At 72.0% G+C, this 21672-nt stretch carries 20 protein-coding genes; 16 read left to right on the top strand and 4 right to left on the bottom strand.

Translation table 11 applies throughout. From position 1 onward, the window contains the following. Nucleotides 1-70 precede the first annotated feature (70 nt). The 7 genes from glmU to cysN all read left to right on the top strand — a co-directional run bounded on the left by glmU (nt 71) and on the right by cysN (nt 7549). Nucleotides 71-1597 carry a bifunctional UDP-N-acetylglucosamine diphosphorylase/glucosamine-1-phosphate N-acetyltransferase GlmU gene (gene glmU, locus GA0070613_RS05320; protein WP_089011278.1) on the top strand — a complete coding sequence of 509 codons (1527 nt, stop codon included), beginning with the start codon at nt 71-73 and terminating at the stop codon, nt 1595-1597. Between the two features lie 53 nt (nt 1598-1650). Continuing rightward, nucleotides 1651-2631 (top strand): ribose-phosphate diphosphokinase, encoded by a 981-nt coding sequence (locus GA0070613_RS05315; RefSeq protein WP_089011277.1) that lies wholly within the window; start codon nt 1651-1653, stop codon nt 2629-2631. A 285-nt stretch (nt 2632-2916) separates the two neighbouring features. Next, the gene (locus GA0070613_RS05310) at nt 2917-3624 is read left to right on the top strand and encodes a 50S ribosomal protein L25/general stress protein Ctc (protein WP_089011276.1); all 708 of its coding nucleotides are present in this window, start codon (nt 2917-2919) and stop codon (nt 3622-3624) included. A gap of 100 nt (nt 3625-3724) precedes the next feature. Then, complete coding sequence (gene pth / locus GA0070613_RS05305) at nt 3725-4315, top strand: aminoacyl-tRNA hydrolase (RefSeq protein WP_089011275.1); 591 nt, start codon at nt 3725-3727, stop codon at nt 4313-4315. 105 nt (nt 4316-4420) lie between these two features. Continuing rightward, nucleotides 4421-5254, top strand: a complete 834-nt coding sequence (locus GA0070613_RS05300; protein ID WP_089011274.1) for an inositol monophosphatase family protein — start codon at nt 4421-4423, stop codon at nt 5252-5254. A 79-nt stretch (nt 5255-5333) separates the two neighbouring features. Continuing rightward, a complete protein-coding gene (gene cysD / locus GA0070613_RS05295; protein WP_089011273.1) occupies nt 5334-6248 on the top strand; it encodes a sulfate adenylyltransferase subunit CysD in 915 nt (304 codons plus the stop codon). Then, nucleotides 6248-7549, top strand: a complete 1302-nt coding sequence (gene cysN / locus GA0070613_RS05290; protein ID WP_089011272.1) for a sulfate adenylyltransferase subunit CysN — start codon at nt 6248-6250, stop codon at nt 7547-7549. Before cysD ends, cysN begins: the two co-directional genes overlap by 1 nt. 68 nt (nt 7550-7617) lie before the next feature. On the opposite strand, the gene galK is transcribed toward cysN, so the two are convergent. Together galK and galE are read right to left on the bottom strand one after the other, a co-directional pair. After that, nucleotides 7618-8796: a galactokinase gene (galK, locus tag GA0070613_RS05285; RefSeq protein WP_089011271.1), complete on the bottom strand. Its 1179-nt coding sequence runs from the start codon at nt 8794-8796 to the stop codon at nt 7618-7620. Beyond that, the gene (gene galE / locus GA0070613_RS05280; protein ID WP_089011270.1) at nt 8793-9776 is read right to left on the bottom strand and encodes a UDP-glucose 4-epimerase GalE; all 984 of its coding nucleotides are present in this window, start codon (nt 9774-9776) and stop codon (nt 8793-8795) included. Before galE ends, galK begins: the two co-directional genes overlap by 4 nt. A 173-nt stretch (nt 9777-9949) precedes the next feature. On the opposite strand from galE, the gene GA0070613_RS05275 reads away from it, so the two are divergent. From GA0070613_RS05275 to GA0070613_RS05250, 6 genes are all read left to right on the top strand, one after another. Further along, entirely contained in the window at nt 9950-10969 is a 1020-nt protein-coding gene (locus GA0070613_RS05275) for a hemolysin family protein (RefSeq protein ID WP_089011269.1), read from the top strand. A gap of 33 nt (nt 10970-11002) precedes the next feature. Continuing rightward, a complete protein-coding gene (gene trpS, locus GA0070613_RS05270) occupies nt 11003-12028 on the top strand; it encodes a tryptophan--tRNA ligase (protein ID WP_089011268.1) in 1026 nt (341 codons plus the stop codon). A gap of 63 nt (nt 12029-12091) precedes the next feature. Then, entirely contained in the window at nt 12092-12637 is a 546-nt protein-coding gene (locus GA0070613_RS05265; protein ID WP_231929673.1) for a 2'-5' RNA ligase family protein, read from the top strand. Between the two features lie 57 nt (nt 12638-12694). Then, nucleotides 12695-13630, top strand: a complete 936-nt coding sequence (locus GA0070613_RS05260; RefSeq protein WP_089011266.1) for a YihY/virulence factor BrkB family protein — start codon at nt 12695-12697, stop codon at nt 13628-13630. Between the two features lies 1 nt (nt 13631). Further along, a complete protein-coding gene (locus GA0070613_RS05255) occupies nt 13632-14000 on the top strand; it encodes a GntR family transcriptional regulator (RefSeq protein ID WP_089011265.1) in 369 nt (122 codons plus the stop codon). Nucleotides 14001-14102: 102 nt separating this feature from the next. Continuing rightward, nucleotides 14103-14546, top strand: coding sequence for a hypothetical protein (locus GA0070613_RS05250; RefSeq protein ID WP_089011264.1), 444 nt, complete (start codon nt 14103-14105; stop codon nt 14544-14546). Between the two features lie 146 nt (nt 14547-14692). On the opposite strand, the gene GA0070613_RS05245 is transcribed toward GA0070613_RS05250, so the two are convergent. Together GA0070613_RS05245 and GA0070613_RS05240 are read right to left on the bottom strand one after the other, a co-directional pair. Next, nucleotides 14693-16330, bottom strand: coding sequence for a glycoside hydrolase family 13 protein (locus GA0070613_RS05245; RefSeq protein WP_089011263.1), 1638 nt, complete (start codon nt 16328-16330; stop codon nt 14693-14695). A gap of 198 nt (nt 16331-16528) precedes the next feature. Further along, nucleotides 16529-17620 carry a LacI family DNA-binding transcriptional regulator gene (locus GA0070613_RS05240; RefSeq protein ID WP_089011262.1) on the bottom strand — a complete coding sequence of 364 codons (1092 nt, stop codon included), beginning with the start codon at nt 17618-17620 and terminating at the stop codon, nt 16529-16531. Between the two features lie 197 nt (nt 17621-17817). On the opposite strand from GA0070613_RS05240, the gene GA0070613_RS05235 reads away from it, so the two are divergent. The 3 genes from GA0070613_RS05235 to GA0070613_RS05225 are packed head-to-tail and all read left to right on the top strand — an operon-like array spanning nt 17818 to nt 21604. Further along, nucleotides 17818-19068 (top strand): sugar ABC transporter substrate-binding protein, encoded by a 1251-nt coding sequence (locus GA0070613_RS05235; protein WP_089011261.1) that lies wholly within the window; start codon nt 17818-17820, stop codon nt 19066-19068. Then, complete coding sequence (locus GA0070613_RS05230) at nt 19068-20708, top strand: ABC transporter permease subunit (protein WP_089011260.1); 1641 nt, start codon at nt 19068-19070, stop codon at nt 20706-20708. Before GA0070613_RS05235 ends, GA0070613_RS05230 begins: the two co-directional genes overlap by 1 nt. Then, the gene (locus GA0070613_RS05225) at nt 20705-21604 is read left to right on the top strand and encodes a sugar ABC transporter permease (RefSeq protein WP_089011259.1); all 900 of its coding nucleotides are present in this window, start codon (nt 20705-20707) and stop codon (nt 21602-21604) included. The genes GA0070613_RS05230 and GA0070613_RS05225 overlap by 4 nt, the downstream gene beginning before the upstream one ends. The last annotated feature ends 68 nt before the right edge of the window (nt 21605-21672 follow it).

The following is a 21672-nucleotide window of genomic DNA, read 5'->3' as shown; positions in this document are numbered from 1 at the left end:
TTCAACGGCCTGCCTTGTGGTCTGGTTAGCATGGCCGCGAGACTGTCGCCGTCCCGACGGGAGCCACGTCGTGCCCCAGCCCCACCTCCGCACCGTTGTCGTGCTCGCCGCCGGTGAGGGCAAGCGGATGAAGTCGTCCCTGCCCAAGGTGCTGCACCCGCTGCTCGGTCGTACCCTCCTGGGCCACGTGCTGGCTGCGGCCGCGCCGCTGCGCGCGGACCGCACCGTGGTGGTGGTCGGGCACGGCGCCGAGCAGGTCCGCGCCCACCTGGCCGAGATCACCCCCGGGGTTACCCCGGTGCTCCAGGCGCAGCAGCTCGGCACCGGGCACGCCGTGCGGATCGCGTTGGACGCGGTGCCGGACGCCGCCGGCACCGTCGTGGTGATCAACGGAGACGTGCCGCTGCTGCGGCCGGAGACCGTCGCCGCTCTCGTCGAGGCGCACGAGGGCGCGGGTGCGGCGGCGACCGTGCTCGCCGCCGAGGTGCCCGACCCGACCGGCCTGGGCCGGATCGTGCGGGACGCCGACGGGCGGCTGGAGCAGATCGTCGAGGAGCGCGACGCGACCCCGGAGCAGCGGGCGCTGCGGGAGATCAACGCCGGCATCTACGCCTTCGACGTCGTGCGGCTGCGCGACGCGCTGGGCAAGCTCTCCACCGACAACGAACAGGGCGAGGAGTACCTGACAGACGTTTTCGGCCTGCTGCGCGACGCCGGTGAGCCGGTGGCGGTGTACTGCGCCGCGGACCACGTGGAGACGCTGGGCTGCAACGACCGGGTGGAGCTGGCGGCGCTGCGCCGGCTGCTGCGCGACCGGGTCAACGAGGGCTGGATGCGCACCGGGGTGAGCATCCTCGACCCGCACACCACCTGGATCGACGTGACGGTGACCGTCGAGCGGGACGCGGTGCTCGACCAGAACACCCAGCTTCAGGGTGCGACGGCGGTCGGCGCCGGCGCGGTGGTCGGGCCGGACGTGACGCTGATCGACACCACGGTGGGCGAGGGCGCGACCGTGGTGCGCAGCCACGCGGTGGGCGCGGAGGTCGGTCCGCAGGCCACCGTCGGGCCGTACGCGTACCTGCGGCCGGAGTCGCGGCTGGCCCGCAAGGCCAAGGTGGGCACGTTCGTGGAGACCAAGAAGGCCACGATCGGCGAGGGTTCCAAGGTGCCGCACCTGTCGTACGTGGGGGACGCGACCATCGGCGAGCAGAGCAACATCGGCGCGGCGACGGTCTTCGTCAACTACGACGGCGTGCGGAAGCACCACACCACCATCGGCAGTCACGCGCGTACCGGGGCGGACAACATGTTCGTCGCGCCGGTCGAGGTGGGCGACGGTGCGTACACCGCGGCCGGGTCGGTGATCATCGCGGACGTGCCGCCGGGCGCGATGGCGGTGGCCCGGGGGCAGCAGCGCAACGTCGAGGGCTGGGTGCTGCGCAAGCGGGCTGGTACGCCGGCCGCCGAGGCGGCGCAGCGGGCCCGCGAGGGTGCGTCGGGCGGGGCCGCCGCCGCAAGTGAAGGTGAGCCAATCCACGGGGGTCCGGAGACCGTGGGAGGACCGGCCGGCGCGGGGGATACTGCAACCGAATAGTCCGCGGCTCCACCGCCGCCGGGAACCACCGACCAACGGGAGCAGACGGGCCCATGGGCAGCATCGTCGCCGAAAACCGCAAGAGCCTGATGCTCTTCTCCGGACGTGGCTTTCCGGAGTTGGCCAAGGAGATCGGTGAGGTGCTCGGCGTCGCGCCGACCCCCTCCGACTCGTACGACTTCGCGAACGGTGAGATCTTCGTCCGGTTCAAGGACTCGGTACGCGGTTCGGACGCCTTCGTGGTGCAGTCCGTGACGCACGGGGTCAACACCTGGGTCATGGAGACCCTGATCATGATCGACGCGCTGAAGCGCGGTTCGGCCAAGCGGATCACCGTGGTGCTGCCGTTCTACCCGTACGCGCGGCAGGACAAGAAGCACCGCGGCCGGGAGCCGATCTCGGCTCGGCTGATCGCCGACCTGCTGAAGACGGCGGGCGCGAACCGGATCCTCACGGTCGACCTGCACACCGCGCAGATCCAGGGCTTCTTCGACGGCCCGGTGGACCACCTCTTCGCGATGGACATCCTCGCGGAGTACGTCGAGCGCAGGTACGCGGGCCGGCCGATGACCGTGGTGGCGCCGGACTCGGGCCGGGTGCGGGTGGCCGAGCGTTGGACCGACCGGCTGGGCGGCTGCCCGCTGGCCTTCATCCACAAGACCCGTGACCCGCTGAAGCCCAACCAGGTGGTGGCGAACCGGGTGGTCGGTGAGGTCGAGGGCCGGGTCTGCCTGGTCGTCGACGACATGATCGACACCGGTGGCACGATCACCAAGGCGGCCGAGATCCTGAAGGAGACCGGCGCGGCTGAGATCGTCGTCGCCGCGACCCACGCCCTGCTGTCGGATCCGGCGACCGAGCGGCTGAAGAACAGCCCGATCAGCGAGGTCGTGGTGACGAACACGCTGCCGTTGCCGCCGGAGAAGCAGCTCGACAAGCTCACCGTGCTGTCGATCGCGCCGCTGCTGGCCCGAGCGATCCGGGAGGTCTTCGACGACGGCTCGGTGACCACCCTCTTCGGTGGCCTGAGCTGATCTTGCGCGCGGCGGCGAGCGCCGCGCGCCCATGCCGTTCCCGTCGGCCGCGGGTCGACGGGAACGGTGATGTGGGGACTGCCGGAAAGCTCGGAATCCGCTCGGGTAGACTGGTGCGGTTGCCACGGCGAGGGTGCCCGGCGGGTCGCTGAAAAGCACCGCACGGAGGCGCCGTCATCGACGCGGTGCTCCGGGCAGTCGTTCATGACGCATGAGCCCCAGCGAGCCCCTCGCCCAGCACCGCCAGACGACAAGCCGCCGCAGCGAAGCATCAGGAGTTTTCCCGTGTCCGAGGTAAAGATCAGCGCCGAGCCCCGTACCGAGTTCGGCAAGGGTGGTGCCCGTCGTACCCGCCGGGCCGGCAAGGTGCCCGCCGTGCTGTACGGCCACGGCGAGAAGCCCAAGCACATCGCGCTCCCGGCGCGTGAGTTCGCCGCCGCGATCCGCAAGGGCGGCGCCAACCAGCTCTTCGCGATCGAGGTGAGCGACGGCACCCAGGTGCTGGCGCTGCCGAAGGCGATCCAGCGTGACCCGATCAAGGACACCTTCGAGCACGTCGACCTGCTGCTGGTCCGCCGCGGCGAGAAGGTCACCGTCGAGGTCCCGGTCCGGCTGACCGGTGAGGCCGCGAAGGACACCCTGATCGTGCACGACCACGACACCCTCTCGGTGACCGCCGACGCCACCAAGGTGCCGGACCACCTGGAGGCCTCGATCGAGGGCGCCGAGGCCGGCACGCAGGTCACCGCCGGGGACGTGGAGCTGCCCGCCGGTGTCGAGCTGGCCGTCGACCCGGAGCTGCCGGTCGCCTCGGTGACCGCCGCGCCGACCGCCGAGCAGCTCGAGGCCACCCTCCCCGAGGTCGAGGTCGCCGACCAGGAGGCCGAGGCCGGGGTCGGCGAGGAGACCGCCGAGGGCGCCGAGGGCGCCGAGGCCGGCGAGCCGGCCACCGCCGGTGGCGAGGAGAGCGCCGAGGCCAAGACCGAGGCCTGATCGGTCCGCAAGCTGTGCGACAGGCGCTCCCGGGGTTCGGGGGCGCCTGTCGGCGTATCGGGACGGCCGTCGGGTGGCGGCGGCGCGGGAGGGGCGTGGCGTGACGGACGAGGCGGGGCCGTGGCTGGTGGTCGGCCTGGGCAACCCCGGTCGGGAGTACGCGGGTAACCGGCACAACGTCGGTTTCATGGTGGCCGAGCTGCTGGCCGGCCGGGTGGGCGGGAAGTTCGGCCGGCACAAGCGCGCGGTGGCGGAGGTCGCCGAGGGGCGGCTCGGCTTCGGCGGGCCGAAGCTGGTGCTGATGAAGCCGCTGACGTACATGAACCTCGCCGGTGGCCCGGTCGCCGCGCTGGCCCAGTTCCACAAGATTCCGCCGGGCCGGGTGATCGCGGTGCACGACGAGCTGGACATCCCGTACGGGCAGCTGCGGGTGAAGTGCGGTGGCGGCGAGGGCGGGCACAACGGCCTGCGGTCGATGTCGAAGTCGCTCGGCACGAAGGAGTACGTCCGGGTGCGGTTCGGCATCGGCCGGCCGCCGGGGCGGCAGGACCCGGCCGACTACGTGTTGTCGGACTTCTCCCCGGTGGAGCGCAAGGAGTTGGAGTTCCTGGTCGACCGGGCGGCGGACGTGGTGGAGTCGGTGGTCACCCGCGGCGTGGAGCCGACGCAGAACCTCTACCACGGCGGCTGACCCGGGCGGGGCGTACCCGGTCCGGGCGGTCCGGGCCGGTAGTCTCCGCCTTCTGGCGTGGCGGAGCCGACGACGCGGGTCGCGGCGGGGCGACGGGAGCGGTACATGGGCAGTCCTCCGATGATCGACGGCGCGTTCGCCCGGTGGCTGGCGGCGCGGGCCGGGCAGGCGCTGGTCAACCTGCGCGCGGAGCTGGGCTTCGCGGACGCGGGGGCGTTGAAGTCGGCCGGGGACAAGGTCTCGCACGACCTGATCCGTACCGAGTTGGCGAAGTGGCGCCCGGCCGACGCGGTGCTCTCCGAGGAGGACGAGGGCTCCCGGCTGGCCTGGGCGGCCGAGGTGAACACCGACGCGGTGTCCCGGCTGAACGCCGACCGGGTCTGGATCATCGACCCGTTGGACGGCACTCGGGAGTTCGCCGAGGAGGGGCGCTCGGACTGGGCGGTGCACGTGGCGCTCTGGGCGCGCCACGCGCCGACCCCGCACGGCCTGGTCGCGGGCGCGGTGGGCCTGCCGGCGCAGCACCGGGTGCTGGGCACGGACTACCCGCCGGCGTACCCGCCGATGACGTTGGAGGCGGCGACCTCGGGCGGTGCCCGGACCATCCGGTTGGCGGCCAGCCGAAGCCGGCCGCCGGTCTTCCTGACCGATCTGGCAGCGGATGTCGGCGCGCATCTGGTGCCGATGGGCTCGGCGGGCGCCAAGATCGCCGCTGTGGTCACCGGTGAGGTCGACGCGTACATCCACGCCGGCGGTCAGTACGAGTGGGATTCGGCCGCTCCGGTCGCTGTGGCGACGGCCACCGGACTGCATGCTTCCCGGATCGATGGTTCTGCGCTGAAATACAACGAGGCCGACCCGCGGCTGCCCGACCTGCTGGTCTGCCGCAAGGATCTCGCCAGTCGGTTGCTTGCAGCGCTGCAGCGGCATTCCGGGTAGCCTGAGCGCTTGTTCTTGATGTATCCGACCGGAAAGGTCTGGAATCCATGAGCGGATCCGCGTCCATCGAGACCGTGTCATGACCGCCCGCGCCCGCTTCTACCAGGTCTCCCACCTCGACGCGCTCGAGGCGGAGAGCATCTTCGTGATGCGCGAGGTGGTCGCGGAGATGGAGCGCCCGGTGCTGCTCTTCTCCGGCGGCAAGGACTCGATCGTCATGCTCCGGTTGGCCCAGAAGGCGTTCGCCCCGGCCAACATCCCTTTCCCGGTCATGCACGTGGACACCGGGCACAACTTCCCCGAGGTCCTGGAGTACCGCGACCAGCGGGTCGCCGAACTGGGCCTGCACCTGGTCGTGGCAAGCGTGCCGGAGGCCCTGGGCAGCGGCATGGTCCGCGAGTCCGGCGACGGGATGCGCAACCGGATCCAGACCCCGGTACTGCTGGACGCGGTGGAGAAGCACCGCTTCGACGCGCTCTTCGGCGGCGCCCGTCGCGACGAGGAGAAGGCCCGGGCCAAGGAGCGGGTGTTCAGCTTCCGCGACGAGTTCGGCCAGTGGGACCCGAAGAACCAGCGTCCCGAGCTGTGGTCGCTCTACAACGGCCGGCACCACCCGGGCGAGTCGATCCGGGTCTTCCCGCTGTCGAACTGGACCGAGCTGGACGTCTGGCACTACATCGCCCGCGAGCGCATCCCGCTCCCGCCGATCTACTACGCGCACGAGCGCGAGGTGGTCGATCGGGACGGCATGCTGTACGCGGTCAACGAGTTCTTCCACCCCCGGTCGGGGGAGGAGCGGTTCAAGACCCAGGTGCGCTACCGCACCGTGGGCGACGCCTCCTGCACGGCGGCCGTCCGATCGGACGCCGACACGGTGGAGAAGGTCATCGAGGAGGTGGCCGCCACCCGGATCACCGAGCGCGGCGCGACCCGCGGCGACGACCGGGTCAGTGAGGCCGCCATGGAGGACCGCAAGCGGGAGGGCTACTTCTGATGAGCACCGAGACCGTGGCCCCGGCCGCCGAGGCGGCCGCCCGGCCGATGGACCTGCTCCGCTTCGCCACCGCCGGCAGCGTGGACGACGGCAAGTCGACCCTGATCGGCCGGCTGCTGTACGACACGAAGTCGCTCTTCACCGACCAGCTCGCCGCGGTCGAGGCGGTCAGCGCGGCCCGGGGCGACGAGTACACCAACCTGGCGCTGCTCACCGACGGCCTGCGGGCCGAGCGGGAGCAGGGCATCACCATCGACGTGGCGTACCGCTACTTCGCCACCCCGCGGCGGAAGTTCATCATCGCCGACACCCCGGGGCACATCCAGTACACCCGGAACATGGTCACCGGCGCCTCCACCGCCGACCTGGCGCTGATCCTGGTGGACGCCCGCAAGGGCCTGGTGGAGCAGTCCCGCCGGCACGCGTTCCTCTGCTCGCTGCTGCGGGTGCCGCACCTGGTCCTCTGCGTCAACAAGATGGACCTGGTGGACTGGTCGCAGGAGGTGTTCGAGCGGATCTCCGACGAGTTCACCGCGTTCGCCGCGAAGCTCGACGTGCCGGACCTGACCGTGGTGCCGATCTCCGCGCTGCGCGGGGACAACATCGTCAGCCGCTCGGAGAACATGCCCTGGTACGACGGGCCGTCGCTGCTGCACCACCTGGAGCGGGTGCACATCGCCAGCGACCGCAACCTGGTCGACGTGCGGTTCCCGGTGCAGTACGTGATCCGGCCGCAGTCCACCACCGTCACCGACTACCGCGGCTACGCCGGTCAGGTGGCCTCCGGCGTGCTGAAGCCGGGTGACGAGGTGATGGTGCTGCCGTCCGGCTTCACCAGCCGGATCGCCTCGGTGGAGACGGCCGACGGACCGGTGGACGAGGCGTTCCCGCCGATGTCGGTGACCGTCCGGCTGACCGACGAGATCGACATCTCCCGCGGCGACATGATCTGCCGGCCGCACAACGCCCCGACCGTCGCCCAGGACATCGACGCGATGGTCTGCTGGATGGACGAGAGCCGCCCGCTCCACGTCGGCGGCAAGTACGCGATCAAGCACACCACCCGTTCGGCGCGGGCGATCGTCCGGGGACTGCACTACCGGCTGGACATCAACTCGCTGCACCGGGACGAGTCGGCGGCCGAGCTGAAGCTGAACGAGATCGGCCGGGTCCGGCTGCGGACGACGGTGCCGCTGCTGGCGGACGAGTACCGCCGTAACCGCACCACCGGCGGCTTCGTCATCATCGACGAGACCACGAACCGTACGGTCGGCGCCGGGATGATCGTCGAGGCCGGCTGACCCGCCCGTCGCCGTAGGCGCAGAATCACCGGTCCATGCCGCAACTCGCGACGATCTTCGGCGCCGGGTCAGTCGAGGCGGGTGGCGCCGGCGGACGGGAGAACCGTCAGGGTGCCGGGGGTGGCGAAGCCGCGCTCGGCGTACGCCTCGACGACGGCCCGCGCCACGGCGTCGGCGGAGGACGCCTCCACCAGGGCGAGGACGCAGCCGCCGAAGCCGCCGCCGGTCATCCGGGCCCCGTGGGCCCCGGCGGCCAGGGCCGCCTCGACGGCGGTGTCGATCTCCGGCACGGTGATCTCGAAGTCGTCCCGCATCGAGGCGTGCGAGGCGGTCAGCAGCGGTCCGATGTCGCGGATCCGGCCGGCGCGCAGCAGCGCGACGGTGTGGAGCACCCGTTGGTCCTCCGTCACCACGTGCCGCACCCGGCGGCGCATCTCGTCGTCGTCGAGCCGGGTCAGCGCGGCGTCCAGGTCGGCGGGGGAGACGTCCCGCAGGGCGGGCACCCCGAGCAGCTCGGCGGCCCGCTCGCAGGACTTCCGGCGGGAGGCGTACTCGCCGTCGGCGTGCCGGTGCGGAGCGCGGCTGTCGATCACCAGCACGGCCAGTCCGGCGGCGTCCAGGTCGAACGGGATCTGCTCGACGGACTCGGTGCGGCAGTCCAGGAAGAGCGCGTGTCCCTCCCGGCAGCGGATCGCCGCGGACTGGTCCATGATCCCGGTGGGTGCGCCGACGTAGTCGTTCTCGGCCCGCTGGGCGAGCCGGGGCCGCCGCTCGGCCGGCAGGTTCAGCCCGCCCAGCTCGACGAGGGCGGCGAGCACCGCCGCCTCGATCGCCGCCGAGGAGGAGAGCCCCGAGCCGAGCGGCACGTCGGAGGCGATCGCGAGCCGGGCGCCGGGCACGGCGTGGCCGGCCGCCCGCAGCGCCCAGACCACCCCGGCGACGTAGGCGGCCCAGCCGGTGACCCGGCCGGGCTGGTCGGCCTCGGTGGCGCCGAACTCGACCGGGGAGTCGGCGAGCTCCGACCAGACCGTCCAGCGCTCGCCGTCCTGCGGCGCGGCGGCGACCACGGTACGCAGCGGCAGCGCGAACGGCAGCACGAAACCGTCGTTGTAGTCGGTGTGCTCGCCGATCAGGTTGACCCGCCCGGGAGCCGCCCAGCGGCCCGCGGGCTCGGCGCCGTACCGCTGCCGGAAGCCGGCGGTGGCGCGCTCCGCGACGTCACCGACCGGCGTGCCCGGCTCGGTCACCGCTGCTCCAGGATGTGCGCGCGGTAGAAGGCCCAGGCGTCGCCGACCATGTCGTGCAGGGTGGGCTTCGCCGGCACCCAGCCCAGCTCCTCGCGGGCCAGCGCGGAGGAGGCGACCAGCTCGGCGGGGTCGCCCTCGCGGCGCGGCGCCACCTCGACCGGCAGCGGGTGCCCGGTGACCTCGCGGACGACCTCGACCACCTGCCGGTTGGTGAAGCCGTTGCCGTTGCCCAGGTTGTAGATCCGGTGCCGGCCGGGCGTCGCGGCGGCCAGCGCCAGCAGGTGGGCGCGGGCGAGGTCCTCGACGTGGATGTAGTCGCGCACGCAGGTGCCGTCGACGGTCGGGTAGTCGTCGCCGAAGAGCTGGAGCTTCTCCCGCCGGCCGGCGGCGACGTCCAGCGCGATCGGGATCAGGTGGGTCTCCGGGTCGTGCCGCTCGCCGATCGCCCGGCCGCCGTGCAGGTACGCCCCGGCCACGTTGAAGTAGCGCAGCGAGACGGCGGCCAGGTCGTGGGCGATCGCCTCGGAGGTGAGCGCCATGTCGACCGCCAGCTTGGTCGCCCCGTAGGTGTTGGTGGGGGCCTTGACGGCGGTCTCCGGGATGGGCAGCTCGGTGGGGTTGCCGTAGACGGCGGCGGTGGAGGAGAAGACCAGCCGGGGTACCCGCGCGGCCCGGACCGCGTCGATCAGGGCGAGCGAGCCGACCGTGTTGGTGTGCCAGTACAGCTCGGGCTTGACCATCGACTCGCCGGCGGCGATCAGCGCCGCGAAGTGCAGCACGCCCTCGAAGCCGGCGTCCGGGCTGAGCACCCGGGCGGCCTCGTGGATCGGCAGGTCGACGTGGGTCGCCTCGGGGGCGAGGGCCTCCCGGTGGCCGGTCCGCAGGTCGTCCAGGACCGTCACGTCGTGGCCGTTGTCGAGCAGCATCCGGGTCACCACGCTGCCGATGTAGCCGGCGGCGCCGGTGACGAGCAGTTTCACGTCGGATTCCTCCTGCCTGGCCGCTCCCGCCGCGGCCGTTCGTGATCACCCTACGGCCGTCGGCTGTGCCCGCGCTCTGCGTGCCCACCCGCTATTCCACCACGATCCGCCACGATTGAACAGATCCGAACATCGCCGCGGATGCCGAGCCAGCGCTGTCTACCATCCTTGTCATGCGGGAAGCAGGCGGTCCCGGACCCCGGCGGCGCCCGCCGGGGCGGCCCCGACGCGAACCGGGGCCGGTCGCCCGGACCGTCGCCCGGCTCGTGGTCCGCGCCGCCGACGGCGCCACCCGTCTCGTCACCGACCTGCTCGGGGCCAGCCCGACCGCCGGCCGGGAACGGATCAGCGAGGCGGACCTGCGCGACCTGGTCGCCGCGAACACGCTGCTCGACCCCGACGAACGTCGGATCATCGACGAGGTGCTGGTGGCGGGGGCGAGCCTGGTCCGCGAGGTGATGATGCCCCGCACCGAGGTCGTGTTCCTCTCCGCCCGGCTCACCATCGCCGAGGCGGAGCGGCTGGTCCGGGTCGAGACGCACACCCGGTACCCGGTGGTCGACGGCACCCACGACGACGTGGTCGGCTTCGTCCACCTGCGGGACGTGCTGCTCCATCCCGGCCGCGACCCGCGCATCACCGTCGGCGAGCTGACCCGCGAGGTCAAGCAGCTGCCCGGCAGCAAGCGGGTGCTCGCCGCGCTCACCGAGATGCGCCGGGAGGGGCACCACCTCGCGGTCGTCGTCGACGAGTACGGCGGCACCGCCGGCATCGTCACCTGCGAGGACCTGATCGAGGAGCTGGTCGGGGAGATCCACGACGAGCACGACAGCCCGCCCGACCCGGCTCACGCCGGCCTGCCCGCCGTCGTCGACGGGCGGCTGAACCTCGCCGACTTCGCCGAGCGCACCGGCGTCCCGCTGCCCGGCGGGCCGTACGAGACGGTCGGCGGCTTCGTGATGGCCGCCCTGGGGCGGCTCCCAGTCGCCGGGGACGAGGTGCCGGTGACCCCGGGGCCGGACGGGGCCGGCGTGCCCGACGCGGACGAGCCGCCCGGCTGGCTGCTGCGGGTGCTCGCCCTCGACGGGCGGCGGGTGTCCCGGCTGGCGGTCTCCGCGGCGCGGCTGCCCGAGCAACGGCGCGAGGTCACCCCGGCGGTGCCGGCAGAGAGTCGACCCGCCGGCCCGTCATGACGTACGCCGGGCGTTGCTGACAGAATTGCCGGCATGTCCGACGTACCCGCCCGCCCACGCGTCTTCTCCGGCATCCAGCCGACGGCCGACTCGTTCCACCTCGGCAACTACCTGGGCGCGGTACGGCACTGGGTGGCCCTGCAGGAGACCCACGACGCGTTCTACTGCGTGGTCGACCTGCACGCGATCACCGCGGGACACGACCCGAAGGTGCTCAAGCAGCGCTCCCGGGTCGCCGCCGCCCAGCTCTTCGCGGTCGGGCTCGACCCGGAGCGCAGCACCCTGTTCGTCCAGTCGCAGGTGCCCGAGCACCCGCAGCTGGCCTGGGTGCTCGGCTGCATCACCGGCTTCGGGGAGGCCGGCCGGATGACCCAGTTCAAGGACAAGTCGCAGAAGCAGGGCAGCGAGCGGGCCAGCGTGGGCCTGTTCACGTACCCGATCCTGCAGGCCGCGGACATCCTGCTCTACCAGGCCAACGCCGTCCCCGTCGGCGAGGACCAGCGCCAGCACCTGGAGCTGTCCCGGGACCTGGCCCAGCGGTTCAACTCGCTGTTCGGGCCCACCTTCACGGTGCCCGCGCCGCACATCGTCAAGGACACCGCGAAGATCACCGACCTGCAGGACCCGACGGCCAAGATGTCGAAGTCGTCCTCCTCGCCGGCCGGCATCATCGACCTGCTGGAGGATCCGGCCCGCTCGGCCAAGAAGATCCGCTCGGCGGTCACCGACACCGGCCGTGAGATCGTCTTCGACGCCGAGACCAAGCCGGGCATCTCCAACCTGCTCACCATCTACTCGGCGCTCTCCGGCCGGGGCATCGACGACCTGGTGGCCGCGTACGCGGGCAAGGGGTACGGCGACCTGAAGAAGGACCTCGGCGAGGTGGTGCGGGGGTTCGTCACGCCGATCCAGGAGCGCACCCGCGCCTACCTGGACGACCCGGCCCAGCTGGACAAGCTGCTCGCCCACGGCGCGGAGAAGGCCCGCGCGGTCGCCGCGGCGACGCTGCGGACGGCGTACGAGCGGATCGGGTTCTTCCCGCCGGTCCGCTCCGAGTAGCGGCCCGGGCGCGACGGGAACGGGTGGGGGACGCAGTCGGTGGCCGGAGGGGTGGCGCGGAGCGTGGATCGCAGGGACGGGGTGCCGGACGCCGGCGACACCATCCAGATCGGGATCGCGGTGGACATCCCCGAGCCGTGGGGCGGGATGCTGACCCGCCGCCGGGTCGAGGCCGGTGACCCGCAGGCCGTCCCGGCCCACGTGACGCTGCTCGGGCCGACCGAGATCCCGGTGGCGGCGCTGCCGGCGGTCGAGAAGCACCTGGCCGAGGTGGCCACCGCCCACCTGCCGTTCACCCTGCACCTGCGGGGCACCGGCACGTTCCGGCCGGTGACCCAGGTGGTCTTCGTGGCGGTGGCGGCCGGGATCAGCGAGTGCGAGCTGCTCGCCGTGGCGATCCGCTCGGCGCCCGAGCTGCACCGCGAGGCCCGCTTCCCGTACCACCCGCACGTGACGGTGGCGCAGGACGTCGCCCCGGAGGCGCTGGACCGGGCGTACGAGGACCTTGCCGACTTCTCCGCGCTGTTCGAGGTGGAGGCGTTCACCCTCTTCTCGCACAGCGGACAGACCCGGTGGCAGCCCCGCCGGGACTTCCGGCTCGGCGGCTGAGCTGACCACGCGGCCCGGCTGCCCTCGCGCCGCCCACGGATCGGCGAGGATGACGTGGTGAACGTGATCGGCCGGATCGAGGCCAGTCTCGGCCGCCGGGTGGACGCGGTACGGCGGCGCTCGGCGGCCTTCGACCACCTGTGGCGGGCCGGCACGCTCTACGGCGACGTGCTGGGCGGCCGGCTGGCGGCGGCGATCGCCTACTACGGTTTCTTCGCGGTCTTCGCGCTCGCCCTGGTCGGGTACTGGGTCTTCGGCGCGATCCTGCAGGACAACGAGGAGGTCAGCGCGGCGGCGGCGGGCTTCCTGAAGGAGAACCTGCCCTTCCTCGACGCGCAGCAGATCGCGCAGAGCAGCAACACGGTCGGCGTGATCGGTCTGGTCATTCTGGTCTTCACCGGGATCGGTTGGGTGGAGGCGATCCGCTCCTCGCAGCGGCTGATGTACGGCTTCAACCAGCAGCCCGGCAACCTGGTGGTCCGCCGGCTGGTCGATCTGGGTGTGCTGGTGGCGGTCTTCGTGCTGCTCGGCCTGTCGGTGGCCGCCGTCGACACGCTGGAGTCGCTGCTGCGCTTCCTGCTGCGCAGCACCGGGTCGGTGGGGCTGACCACGGTCAGCGCCGTGCTCAGCGTCCTGATCAACGCGGTGGTGGCCACCGCGCTGCTGGTGGCGGTGCCCCGGCTGCGGATGAGCCGCCGCCGGCTGCGGCCGGTCGTGCTGGCGGTCGCCATCGGCATCACGCTGCTGAACACCCTCGGGCGCTACTACGTGGTGCGCACCGAGCGGAACCCGGCGTACACGGTGGTGGCGACCGCGGTCGGGCTGCTGCTCTACCTCTACCTGCTCAACCAGTTGGTGCTCTTCGGTGCGGCCCTGGCCGCCACCAGCCGGTACGGCCGGGTGGTCGACCTGGCGGACGGCCCCTCGGCGGCGGAGGTGGACGTGGAGGTCGACGAGGAGACCGATCCGGGTACGCCGGGAGGGGCGGGCTGACATGCGGATCCGGATCGACCAGACCTCGGCGGTGCCGCCGTACGAGCAGGTGCGCGGGCAGCTCGCCCGGATGATCGGGGACGGCCGGCTGCCGGTCGGCACCCGGCTGCCCGCCGTCCGGCAGCTCGCCACCGACCTCGGCCTGGCGGTGAACACGGTGGCCCGGGCGTACCGGGAGCTGGAGACCGCCGGGCTGGTGGAGACCCGGGGCCGGCACGGCACCGTGGTGGCGCCGGGGCGCGACGACGCGACCGACCGGCTGCACCTCGCGGCGGCCGGGTACGCCGCCGAGGCGCTGCGGCTCGGCGTCCCGCCGGACCGGGCGCTGGCCCTGGTCCGCGCCGCCCTGGACACCACCCACCCGCGCTGACCCGGCGGATCCTGAGGGGATGTCATGAGGGCGACAGGGGGAGAAGCAGCAGTTGGGGTGAATGGCGCCCACGTCCGCGCCGCGAACGACCATGATGAGCGCGTGGGCGCTCTCGTGACACTGGACCTGCCGGACGACTCGCCGATGCTCGGCCAGCCGTGGATCATCACCTTCGGCCCCCTCGGCGAAGCCGACGAGTGGGAGCCGGTGGTCTGCGGGCCGTACGAGCGGCCGCACGCGCTCGCCCTGGCCGAGGCGGTGGTGGCGGAGGAGCAGCTGATGGCGGTGGTCGAGCCGCTGCTGCCGGCGCTGTCGGCGGAGGAGATCCGGGGCGAGATCGCCGCCGCGCAGATCGCCGCCGAGGACGAGACCGCCCAGATCGACCAGGCCGACCTCTACGGCGACTTCGAGGACGTCATCGACGAGGAGCTGGAGCTGGCCGCCGAGCAGGAGCCGGTGGCGGAGCCGCTCACCGCGCCGAGTGAGGCCGAGCTGCGGGCCGGCTTCGCCCGGATCGCGAAGCTGCTCACCAGCAAGGGCGGCTGAGCCGCCCCAGATGGACACCGGCGCCTCGGAGAGCGGACTCCCGAGGCGCCGGCGCCACCTCACCCCCCACCACAAGGGGTCGGCAGCCCAGCCGCCCGTCGGCGCGGGGCACAACGGACGACCAGGTCAATGGCGGGTTACCCGGCTCAGCGCCGTTCGAACCACGCAGCTGCGTCAACCGGCAGGACGTGTCCGGCGCCCTGCGCGGTGAGGTCGGCGCTGGCGACGACCGGCCGGCCGTACCCGGCGATCGTGACCTCGGCGCCGCTGATGTTGACCACGCAGGTCAGCACGGCGTCCCCGGCGGCCCGGTGGAACGCCAGCACGCCCGGCTCGGTCTCCAGCCAGGTGACGCCGCCGGTGGTGCCGGCCAGCGCCGGGTGCTCGTGCCGGATCCGCAGCGCCGCGCGGTAGAGCTCCAGCGTGGAGCCGGGCACGCCGGTCTGGGCGGCCACCGAGAGGGCACGCCAGGTCGCCGGGGCCGGCAGCCAGCTCAGCTCGCTGCCCTCCGGCCCGAAGCCGTACGGGGCCAGCTCGCCGCTCCACGGGATCGGCACCCGGCAGCCGTCCCGGCTCTCCCCGGTACGCAGGAACGCCGGGTCCTGGCGCAGCTCGTCGGGGAGGTCCAGCACCTCCGGCAGGCCCAGCTCCTCGCCCTGGTAGACGTAGGCGCAGCCGGGCAGGGCCAACATCAGCAGGGCGGCGGCCCGGGCGCGGCGCAGCCCGACCTCGCCGTCGCCGTACCGGGTGACGTGCCGCTGCCGGTCGTGGTTGGAGAGCACCCAGGTGGTCGGCGCGCCGACGATGGTCGACTCGGCCAGCGCGGTGTCGATCACCTTGCGGAACGAGTCGGCCGACCAGGTGGCGTCGAGGAAGTCGAAGCTGAACGCCTGGTGCAGCTCGTCGGCGCCGATGTAGCGGGCCAGCCGCTGCGGCGTCTCCGCCCAGGCCTCGGCCACCGCCATCCGGCCGCCCGGGTAGCTGTCCAGGATCGGCCGCCAGGCACGGTAGATGTCGTGCACCTCGTCCTGGTCGAAGTAGGGGAGTCGGCCCTTGCCGAGCAGCTCCGACTGGCGCTGGCCGGTGGTCATCGAGTTGAAACCGACGTCCGGCAGCCCTTCGGCCTTGATCATGCCGTGGGCCACGTCGATCCGGAACCCGTCCACGCCCCGGTCGAGCCAGAAGCGCAGCACGTCCTCGAACTCCGCGCGGACCTCGGGGTGGCGCCAGTTCAGGTCCGGCTGGGCCGGGTCGAACAGGTGCAGGTACCACTGGCCGTCCGCCACCCGCGTCCAGGCCGGGCCGCCGAAGATGCTCTCCCAGTCGTTGGGCGGCAGCTCGCCGTGGGCGCCCTTGCCGTCGGCGAAGAGGTAGCGCTCGCGCTCGGCGGAGCCGGGGCGGGCGGCCAGGGCCGCGGTGAACCACGGGTGCGCGCTGGACGTGTGGTTGGGGACCAGGTCGACGATGATGCGCAGGCCCAGGGCGTGCGCGTCGGTGATCATCGCGTCGAAGTCGGTGAGCGTGCCGAAGAGCGGGTCGACATCGCGGTAGTCGGCCACGTCGTAGCCGGCGTCGATCTGCGGCGAGGTGTAGAAGGGGGTCAGCCAGAGCGCGTCCACCCCGAGATCGCGCAGGTACGGCAGGCGCTCCCGGATGCCCCGCAGGTCACCGACGCCGTCACCGTTCGCGTCGGCGAAGCTACGGACGTAGACCTGGTAGACGACCGCGGATCGCCACCAGTCGTCGTCGGAGGTCAGCGGCGTGGGGTTGGTGGCGGCGGTCATCGGTGACGATCCCCGTTCTCTGGCGCGGGACGGCGGCACACCGCGCGGGCGTGGGTGGTGGGCGGGGGTGCGTGAGCAGAATGCCGCCCCGGCGCTGCAAGAGTCAAGCATTTCTTGCGCAAGGCATGACGCCCGTCACGCCCCGCCAGCACGGCGTCACGCCGGCGGCCGCTGGCGGCCCGAGCGCCGGGTGGTCGGTCAGGCCGGGATGGCGATCGTGGACGTGGTCGGGTGCTGCCGCTGCGGGTCGCCGCCGGGTGCGGCGGTGGCGCCCGGCTGCCGGACCACCGCCGTCGAGCCGCGGACCACCAGCTCCGGACGGAAGATGTACTCCGAGTGCGGGGCCGCGTGCCCGTTGATCTCGTCGACCAGGGCCCGGACGGCGGCCACCGCCATCGCGGCGACCGGCTGGCGCATGGTGGTCAGCGGCGGGTCGGTGAAGGCCATCAGCGGGGAGTCGTCGTACCCGACCACGGAGATGTCCGCCGGAACGGAGAGGCCGCGCTGCCGGGCGGCCCGGATCGCACCCAGCGCCATCAGGTCGGAGCCGCAGACGATGCCGGTCACCCCGCGTTCGATCAGCCGGCCGGCGGCGGCCTCGCCGCCCTCGACGCCGAAGAGGGAGAGCTCGGCCAGCTCGGCCAGCTCGCTCTCGGGCACGCCGGCCAGCCGGGGCATCGCCGTCCGGAAGCCGGCCACCCGGCGCTGCACCGGCACGAACCGGTCCGGCCCGGTGATCAGGCCGATCCGGCGGTGGCCGAGCGCGACCAGGTGGGCGACGGCCAGCTCGGTGGCCTCCCGGTCGTCGCAGGAGACGAAGGGGGCGGCGATCCCGGGCGCGTACCCGTTGATCATGACCACGGGCAGCGGCCGGGCGATCAGCGCGCGGTACCGGTCGTGGTTGGCCGCGGTGTCGGCGTGCAGGCCGGAGACGAAGACGATGCCGGAGACCTGCCGGTCCAGCAGCATCTCCACGTACTCGTCCTCGGTGACGCCGCCCGGAGTCTGGGTGCAGAGCACGGGGGTGAACCCGCTCTGCGCCAGGGTCGACTCGATGACCTGGGCGAACGCGGGGAAGATGGGGTTTTCCAGCTCCGGGACGACCAGCCCGACCAGCCCGGCGCTGCGCTTGCGCAGCCGGGCCGGGCGCTCGTAGCCGAGCACGTCGAGGGCGGTCAGGACGGCCTGCCGGGTCTCGGGGGCCACACCGGGGCGGTCGTTGAGCACCCGCGACACCGTGGCCTCGCTGACTTCGGCCTGTTGGGCGATGTCGGACAGTCGAGCGCGCATGGCGGCACTTTAGCTCAAGGGCAAGTTCTTGCGTACAGCCCTGCAATCCCTTCCATTCCCTGCAACCTCTTGCTAACGTCCCCGCAACACGCGACGCAGCGGCGCGGCACCCTCGCGCCGGTCAGCAAGAACTTTCAGAGGTTTCCACTGGCGGGTCGCCCTTCCCCCCGCGGGCCGCCACAACGACAGGAGTACCGATGCGCATCCGTACCGCGGGTGTGGTCGCCGTTCTCGGTCTGGCGCTCGCCGCGTCCGGCTGCGGCGACAACAGCAAGGACGAGCCGGCCGCCAAGGAATCCCCCAAGGCCGCCAGCGGCAAGCTCGTCATCTGGGCCGACGACAAGCGGACCGCCGCCCTCAAGCCGTTCGCCGAGCAGTTCGGCAAGGACAACGGTGTCACCGTCGAGGTGCAGGCCGTCTCCAAGGACCTGCAGACCAACTTCGTCACCGCCTCGCAGCAGGGCAGCGGCCCGGACGTCGTGGTCGGCGCGCACGACTGGATCGGCAACCTGGTGCAGAACGGCGCCATCGACCCGGTGCAGCTCGCCGCCGAGCAGAAGAGCGGCTTCAACGAGACCGCGATCAAGGCGGTGACCTTCAACGGCCAGCTCTACGGCGTCCCCTACGCCACCGAGAACGTCGCGCTCATCCGCAACACGGAGCTGGCCCCCGAGGCGCCGAAGACGATCGAGGACCTCGTCGCCGCCGGCAAGAAGCTCAAGGCCGAGAAGAAGGCCAGCGAGATCCTCTGCCTCCAGTCCGGCCAGAACGGCGACGCGTACCACGTCTACCCGCTGTACACCTCGGGTGGTGGCTACCTCTTCGGCACCACGGCCAACGGCGACTACGACCCGAAGGACCTGGGCGTGGGCAAGCCGGAGTCGATCGCGGCCTTCCAGAAGATCGCGAAGCTGGGTGAGAAGGGCGAGGGTGCGCTGAAGCGCTCCATCACCGGCGAGAACTCGATCGCCACCTTCACCGGCAAGAAATGCGCCTTCCTGGTCTCCGGCCCGTGGGCGATCGCCGACGCCAAGAAGGCCAACATCAAGTACGACATCTCCCCGGTCCCCGGCTTCGCCGGTGGCAAGGAGGCCCAGCCGTTCGTGGGCGTCCAGGCGTTCTACGTCGCCGCCAAGGGCAAGAACAAGGCCCTGGCCCAGGAGTTCGTCACCAACTACGTGACCAAGCCGGACCTGGCCGTCGCCCTGTACCAGGCCGAGCCGCGTCCGCCGGCGCTGACCGCCGCCTTCGAGCAGGTCAAGGGCACCGACCCGGACCTGGCCAAGTTCTCCGAGGCCGGCAGGAACGGCCAGGTGCTCCCGGCGATCCCGGCGATGGCCGCGATCTGGGACCCGTTCGGCAAGGCGGAGGCCGCCATCATCGGCGGCGCCGACCCGGCCAAGACGATCACCGCCGCTGGCAAGACCATCGCGGGTCAGATCAAGTAATGAGCACGTCGCTGTCCGGCCCGGAGCCTGCCACGCAGGCTCCGGGCCGGGAGCCCGTTCGCTCCGGGCTCCCGCGCAAGTCCCGTAACGCGCGGAACCACGCGCCGATCACCGCGACCGGCCTCGTCGTCAAGGTGGTCCTGCTCGGCCTGGTGGCCGGGATCGCGATCTGGGCGGCCTTCCCGCTCATCGAGGCCGAGATGTGGGTCGGGCTGGCCATCCTGGCGGCCACCACCGCCGGTCTGTGCTACCTCTACCTCACCCGCCGGCACATCCCGGCGAAGTACCTGGTCCCCGGCACGCTCTTCCTGATCGCCTTCCAGGTCTTCCCGGTGCTCTACACCGCGAGCACCGCCTTCACGAACTTCGGCGACGGCCACCGCGGCAGCAAGGACGACGCGATCGTCGCCATCCAGAGCTCTTCGGTGAAGCAGGTCCCCGGCTCCACCGAGTACGCCCTCTCCATCGCCACCAAGGGCGACCCGACCACCGGCCCGCTGGTCTTCCTGGTCACCGACGCGAAGACCGGCACCGTCTCCGCCGGCGACGCCGAGGGGTTGCGCCAGCTCGACGCCGGCTCGGTCACCGTCGCCCCGGGCGGCAAGGTCACCGCCGCCGACGGCTACACCATCCTCAACATCGGCCAGGCCAGCGTCCGCAGCCCGGAGATCACCGCCCTGGTGGTGCCCACCTCCGGCGGCGCGATCCGCTCCACCGGCCTGTCCCGCGCCTACGAGGGCAAGGCCGTCCGGGCGTACGACGCCGGCTGCGACTGCGTCAAGGACAGCGAGACCGGCAAGACCTGGACCGCCGACGCGGCCGCCGGCTCCTTCGTCGCCGCCGACGGCGAGCGGCTGACCCAGGGCTGGAAGGTCAACGTCGGACTGAAGAACTTCAGCCGGGTGCTCACCGACCCGAACATCTCCGGCCCGTTCTTCGGCACCCTGATCTGGAACTTCGCCTTCGCGATCGGCTCGACCGGGCTCACCTTCCTGCTCGGCATGGCCATCGCGCTCGCGCTGCACTCGCCCCGGATGCGCGGCACCAACCTCTACCGGGTGCTGCTGATCCTGCCGTACGCCATGCCGTCGTTCGCGATGCTGCTGGTCTGGCGGGACATGTTCAACACCGACTTCGGCCTGGTCAACAACCTGTTCGGGCTGGACGTCGACTGGTTCGGGGGGGCCTGGACCGCCCGCGCGGCGGTGCTGCTGGTGCAGCTCTGGCTGGGCTACCCGTACATGTTCCTGGTGGCCACCGGCGCGCTTCAGGCGATCCCGCGCGAGCTGACCGAGGCCACCTCGGTGGACGGCGCCTCGCCGTGGCAGTCGTTCCGGGCGGTCACCCTGCCGCTGCTGCTGGTCGCGCTCTCGCCGCTGCTGATCGCGTCGTTCGCGTACAACTTCAACAACATCAACGCGATCTGGCTGACCACCGAGGGTGGACCGTTCGCGCCCGACAACCCGACCAACGGCGCCACGGACCTGCTGATCACCTACACCTACCGGCTGGCCTTCGGCGCCCAGGGCGCCGAGTTCGGCATGGCGGCCACCGTCTCGATCTTCATCTTCGCGATCGTGGCGACCGTGTCGGCGATCAGCTTCCGGCGTACCCGCAAGCAGGAGGAGGTGTACTCGTGACCACCTATGCGGACGCCCCCGTCGCCAACCGCAACGCGACCGCGCAGTCGCGGGGCCGCTGGTTCGCCCGGGTGGGCTGGCGGCACGTGGTCGGGGTGCTGGCGGTGGCTTTCAGCCTCTTCCCGATCCTGTTCGTGCTCTCCGCGGCGCTCAACCCGCTCGGCACCCTCTCCTCGACCGAGCTGCTGCCGACCGGGGCGTCGCTGGAGAACTTCAGCAACCTGTTCGACCGGACCGCGTTCGCCCACTGGTTCCTCAACTCGCTGCTGATCGCCGGTGCGGCCAGCTTCGTGTCGATCTTCCTGTCCGCGCTCGCGGCGTACGCCTTCTCCCGGATGCGCTTCGCCGGCCGTCGGTTCGGGCTCCTCACGCTGCTGCTGATCCAGATGTTCCCGCAGTTCCTGGCGATCGTGGCGATCTTCCTGATCTTCACCACGGTCACCGACCTGTGGCCGGCGCTCGGCTTCAACACCCCGTGGGGCCTCTTCCTCCTCTACATGGGTGGCGCGCTGGGCATCAACACCTGGCTGATGAAGGGCTTCTTCGACACCCTGCCGCGGGAGCTGGACGAGTCGGCGACCATGGACGGCGCCACGCACGCCCAGGTCTTCTTCCGGATCATGCTGCCGCTGGTGGCGCCGATCCTGGCGGTGACCGCGCTGCTGTCGTTCATCGGCACGATCAACGAGTTCATGATCGCCAACGTGTTCCTCACCAACACCGAGTCGAAGACTCTCGCGGTCGGCATGTTCGGCCTGGTGGCCGGTGAGCGCAACAACAACTTCGGGATCTTCGCGGCGGGCACGCTGCTCACCGCCGTCCCGACGGTGCTGGTCTTCCAGCTCCTCCAGCGCTACATCGTCTCCGGCCTCACGGCTGGAGCAGTCAAGGGCTGAGCCTCCTCGGCTCACGCTGCGGCAAGGGCGTCGGCGTCCGACGTACACCGGAGCAGTCACGGGCTGAC

Origin of the sequence: Micromonospora inositola (assembly GCF_900090285.1) — a bacterium.
Lineage (GTDB): Bacteria > Actinomycetota > Actinomycetes > Mycobacteriales > Micromonosporaceae > Micromonospora > Micromonospora inositola.
The sequence above is the reverse complement of the archived record's forward strand: the minus strand, read 5'-3'. Positions and strand labels throughout refer to the sequence as shown.

Bases quoted from the DNA above. Each gene is read 5' to 3' on its own strand.
- GA0070613_RS05255 (WP_089011265.1), top strand. From the start codon at position 13,632: ATGCGGATCCGGATCGACCAGACCTCGGCGGTGCCGCCGTACGAGCAG.
- cysN (WP_089011272.1), top strand. From the start codon at position 6,248: ATGAGCACCGAGACCGTGGCCCCGGCCGCCGAGGCGGCCGCCCGGCCG.
- GA0070613_RS05235 (WP_089011261.1), top strand. From the start codon at position 17,818: ATGCGCATCCGTACCGCGGGTGTGGTCGCCGTTCTCGGTCTGGCGCTC.
- trpS (WP_089011268.1), top strand. From the start codon at position 11,003: ATGTCCGACGTACCCGCCCGCCCACGCGTCTTCTCCGGCATCCAGCCG.
- GA0070613_RS05240 (WP_089011262.1), bottom strand. From the start codon at position 17,620: ATGCGCGCTCGACTGTCCGACATCGCCCAACAGGCCGAAGTCAGCGAG.
- GA0070613_RS05300 (WP_089011274.1), top strand. From the start codon at position 4,421: ATGGGCAGTCCTCCGATGATCGACGGCGCGTTCGCCCGGTGGCTGGCG.
- GA0070613_RS05245 (WP_089011263.1), bottom strand. From the start codon at position 16,330: ATGACCGCCGCCACCAACCCCACGCCGCTGACCTCCGACGACGACTGG.
- cysD (WP_089011273.1), top strand. From the start codon at position 5,334: ATGACCGCCCGCGCCCGCTTCTACCAGGTCTCCCACCTCGACGCGCTC.
- GA0070613_RS05275 (WP_089011269.1), top strand. From the start codon at position 9,950: ATGCGGGAAGCAGGCGGTCCCGGACCCCGGCGGCGCCCGCCGGGGCGG.
- GA0070613_RS05230 (WP_089011260.1), top strand. From the start codon at position 19,068: ATGAGCACGTCGCTGTCCGGCCCGGAGCCTGCCACGCAGGCTCCGGGC.
- GA0070613_RS05315 (WP_089011277.1), top strand. From the start codon at position 1,651: ATGGGCAGCATCGTCGCCGAAAACCGCAAGAGCCTGATGCTCTTCTCC.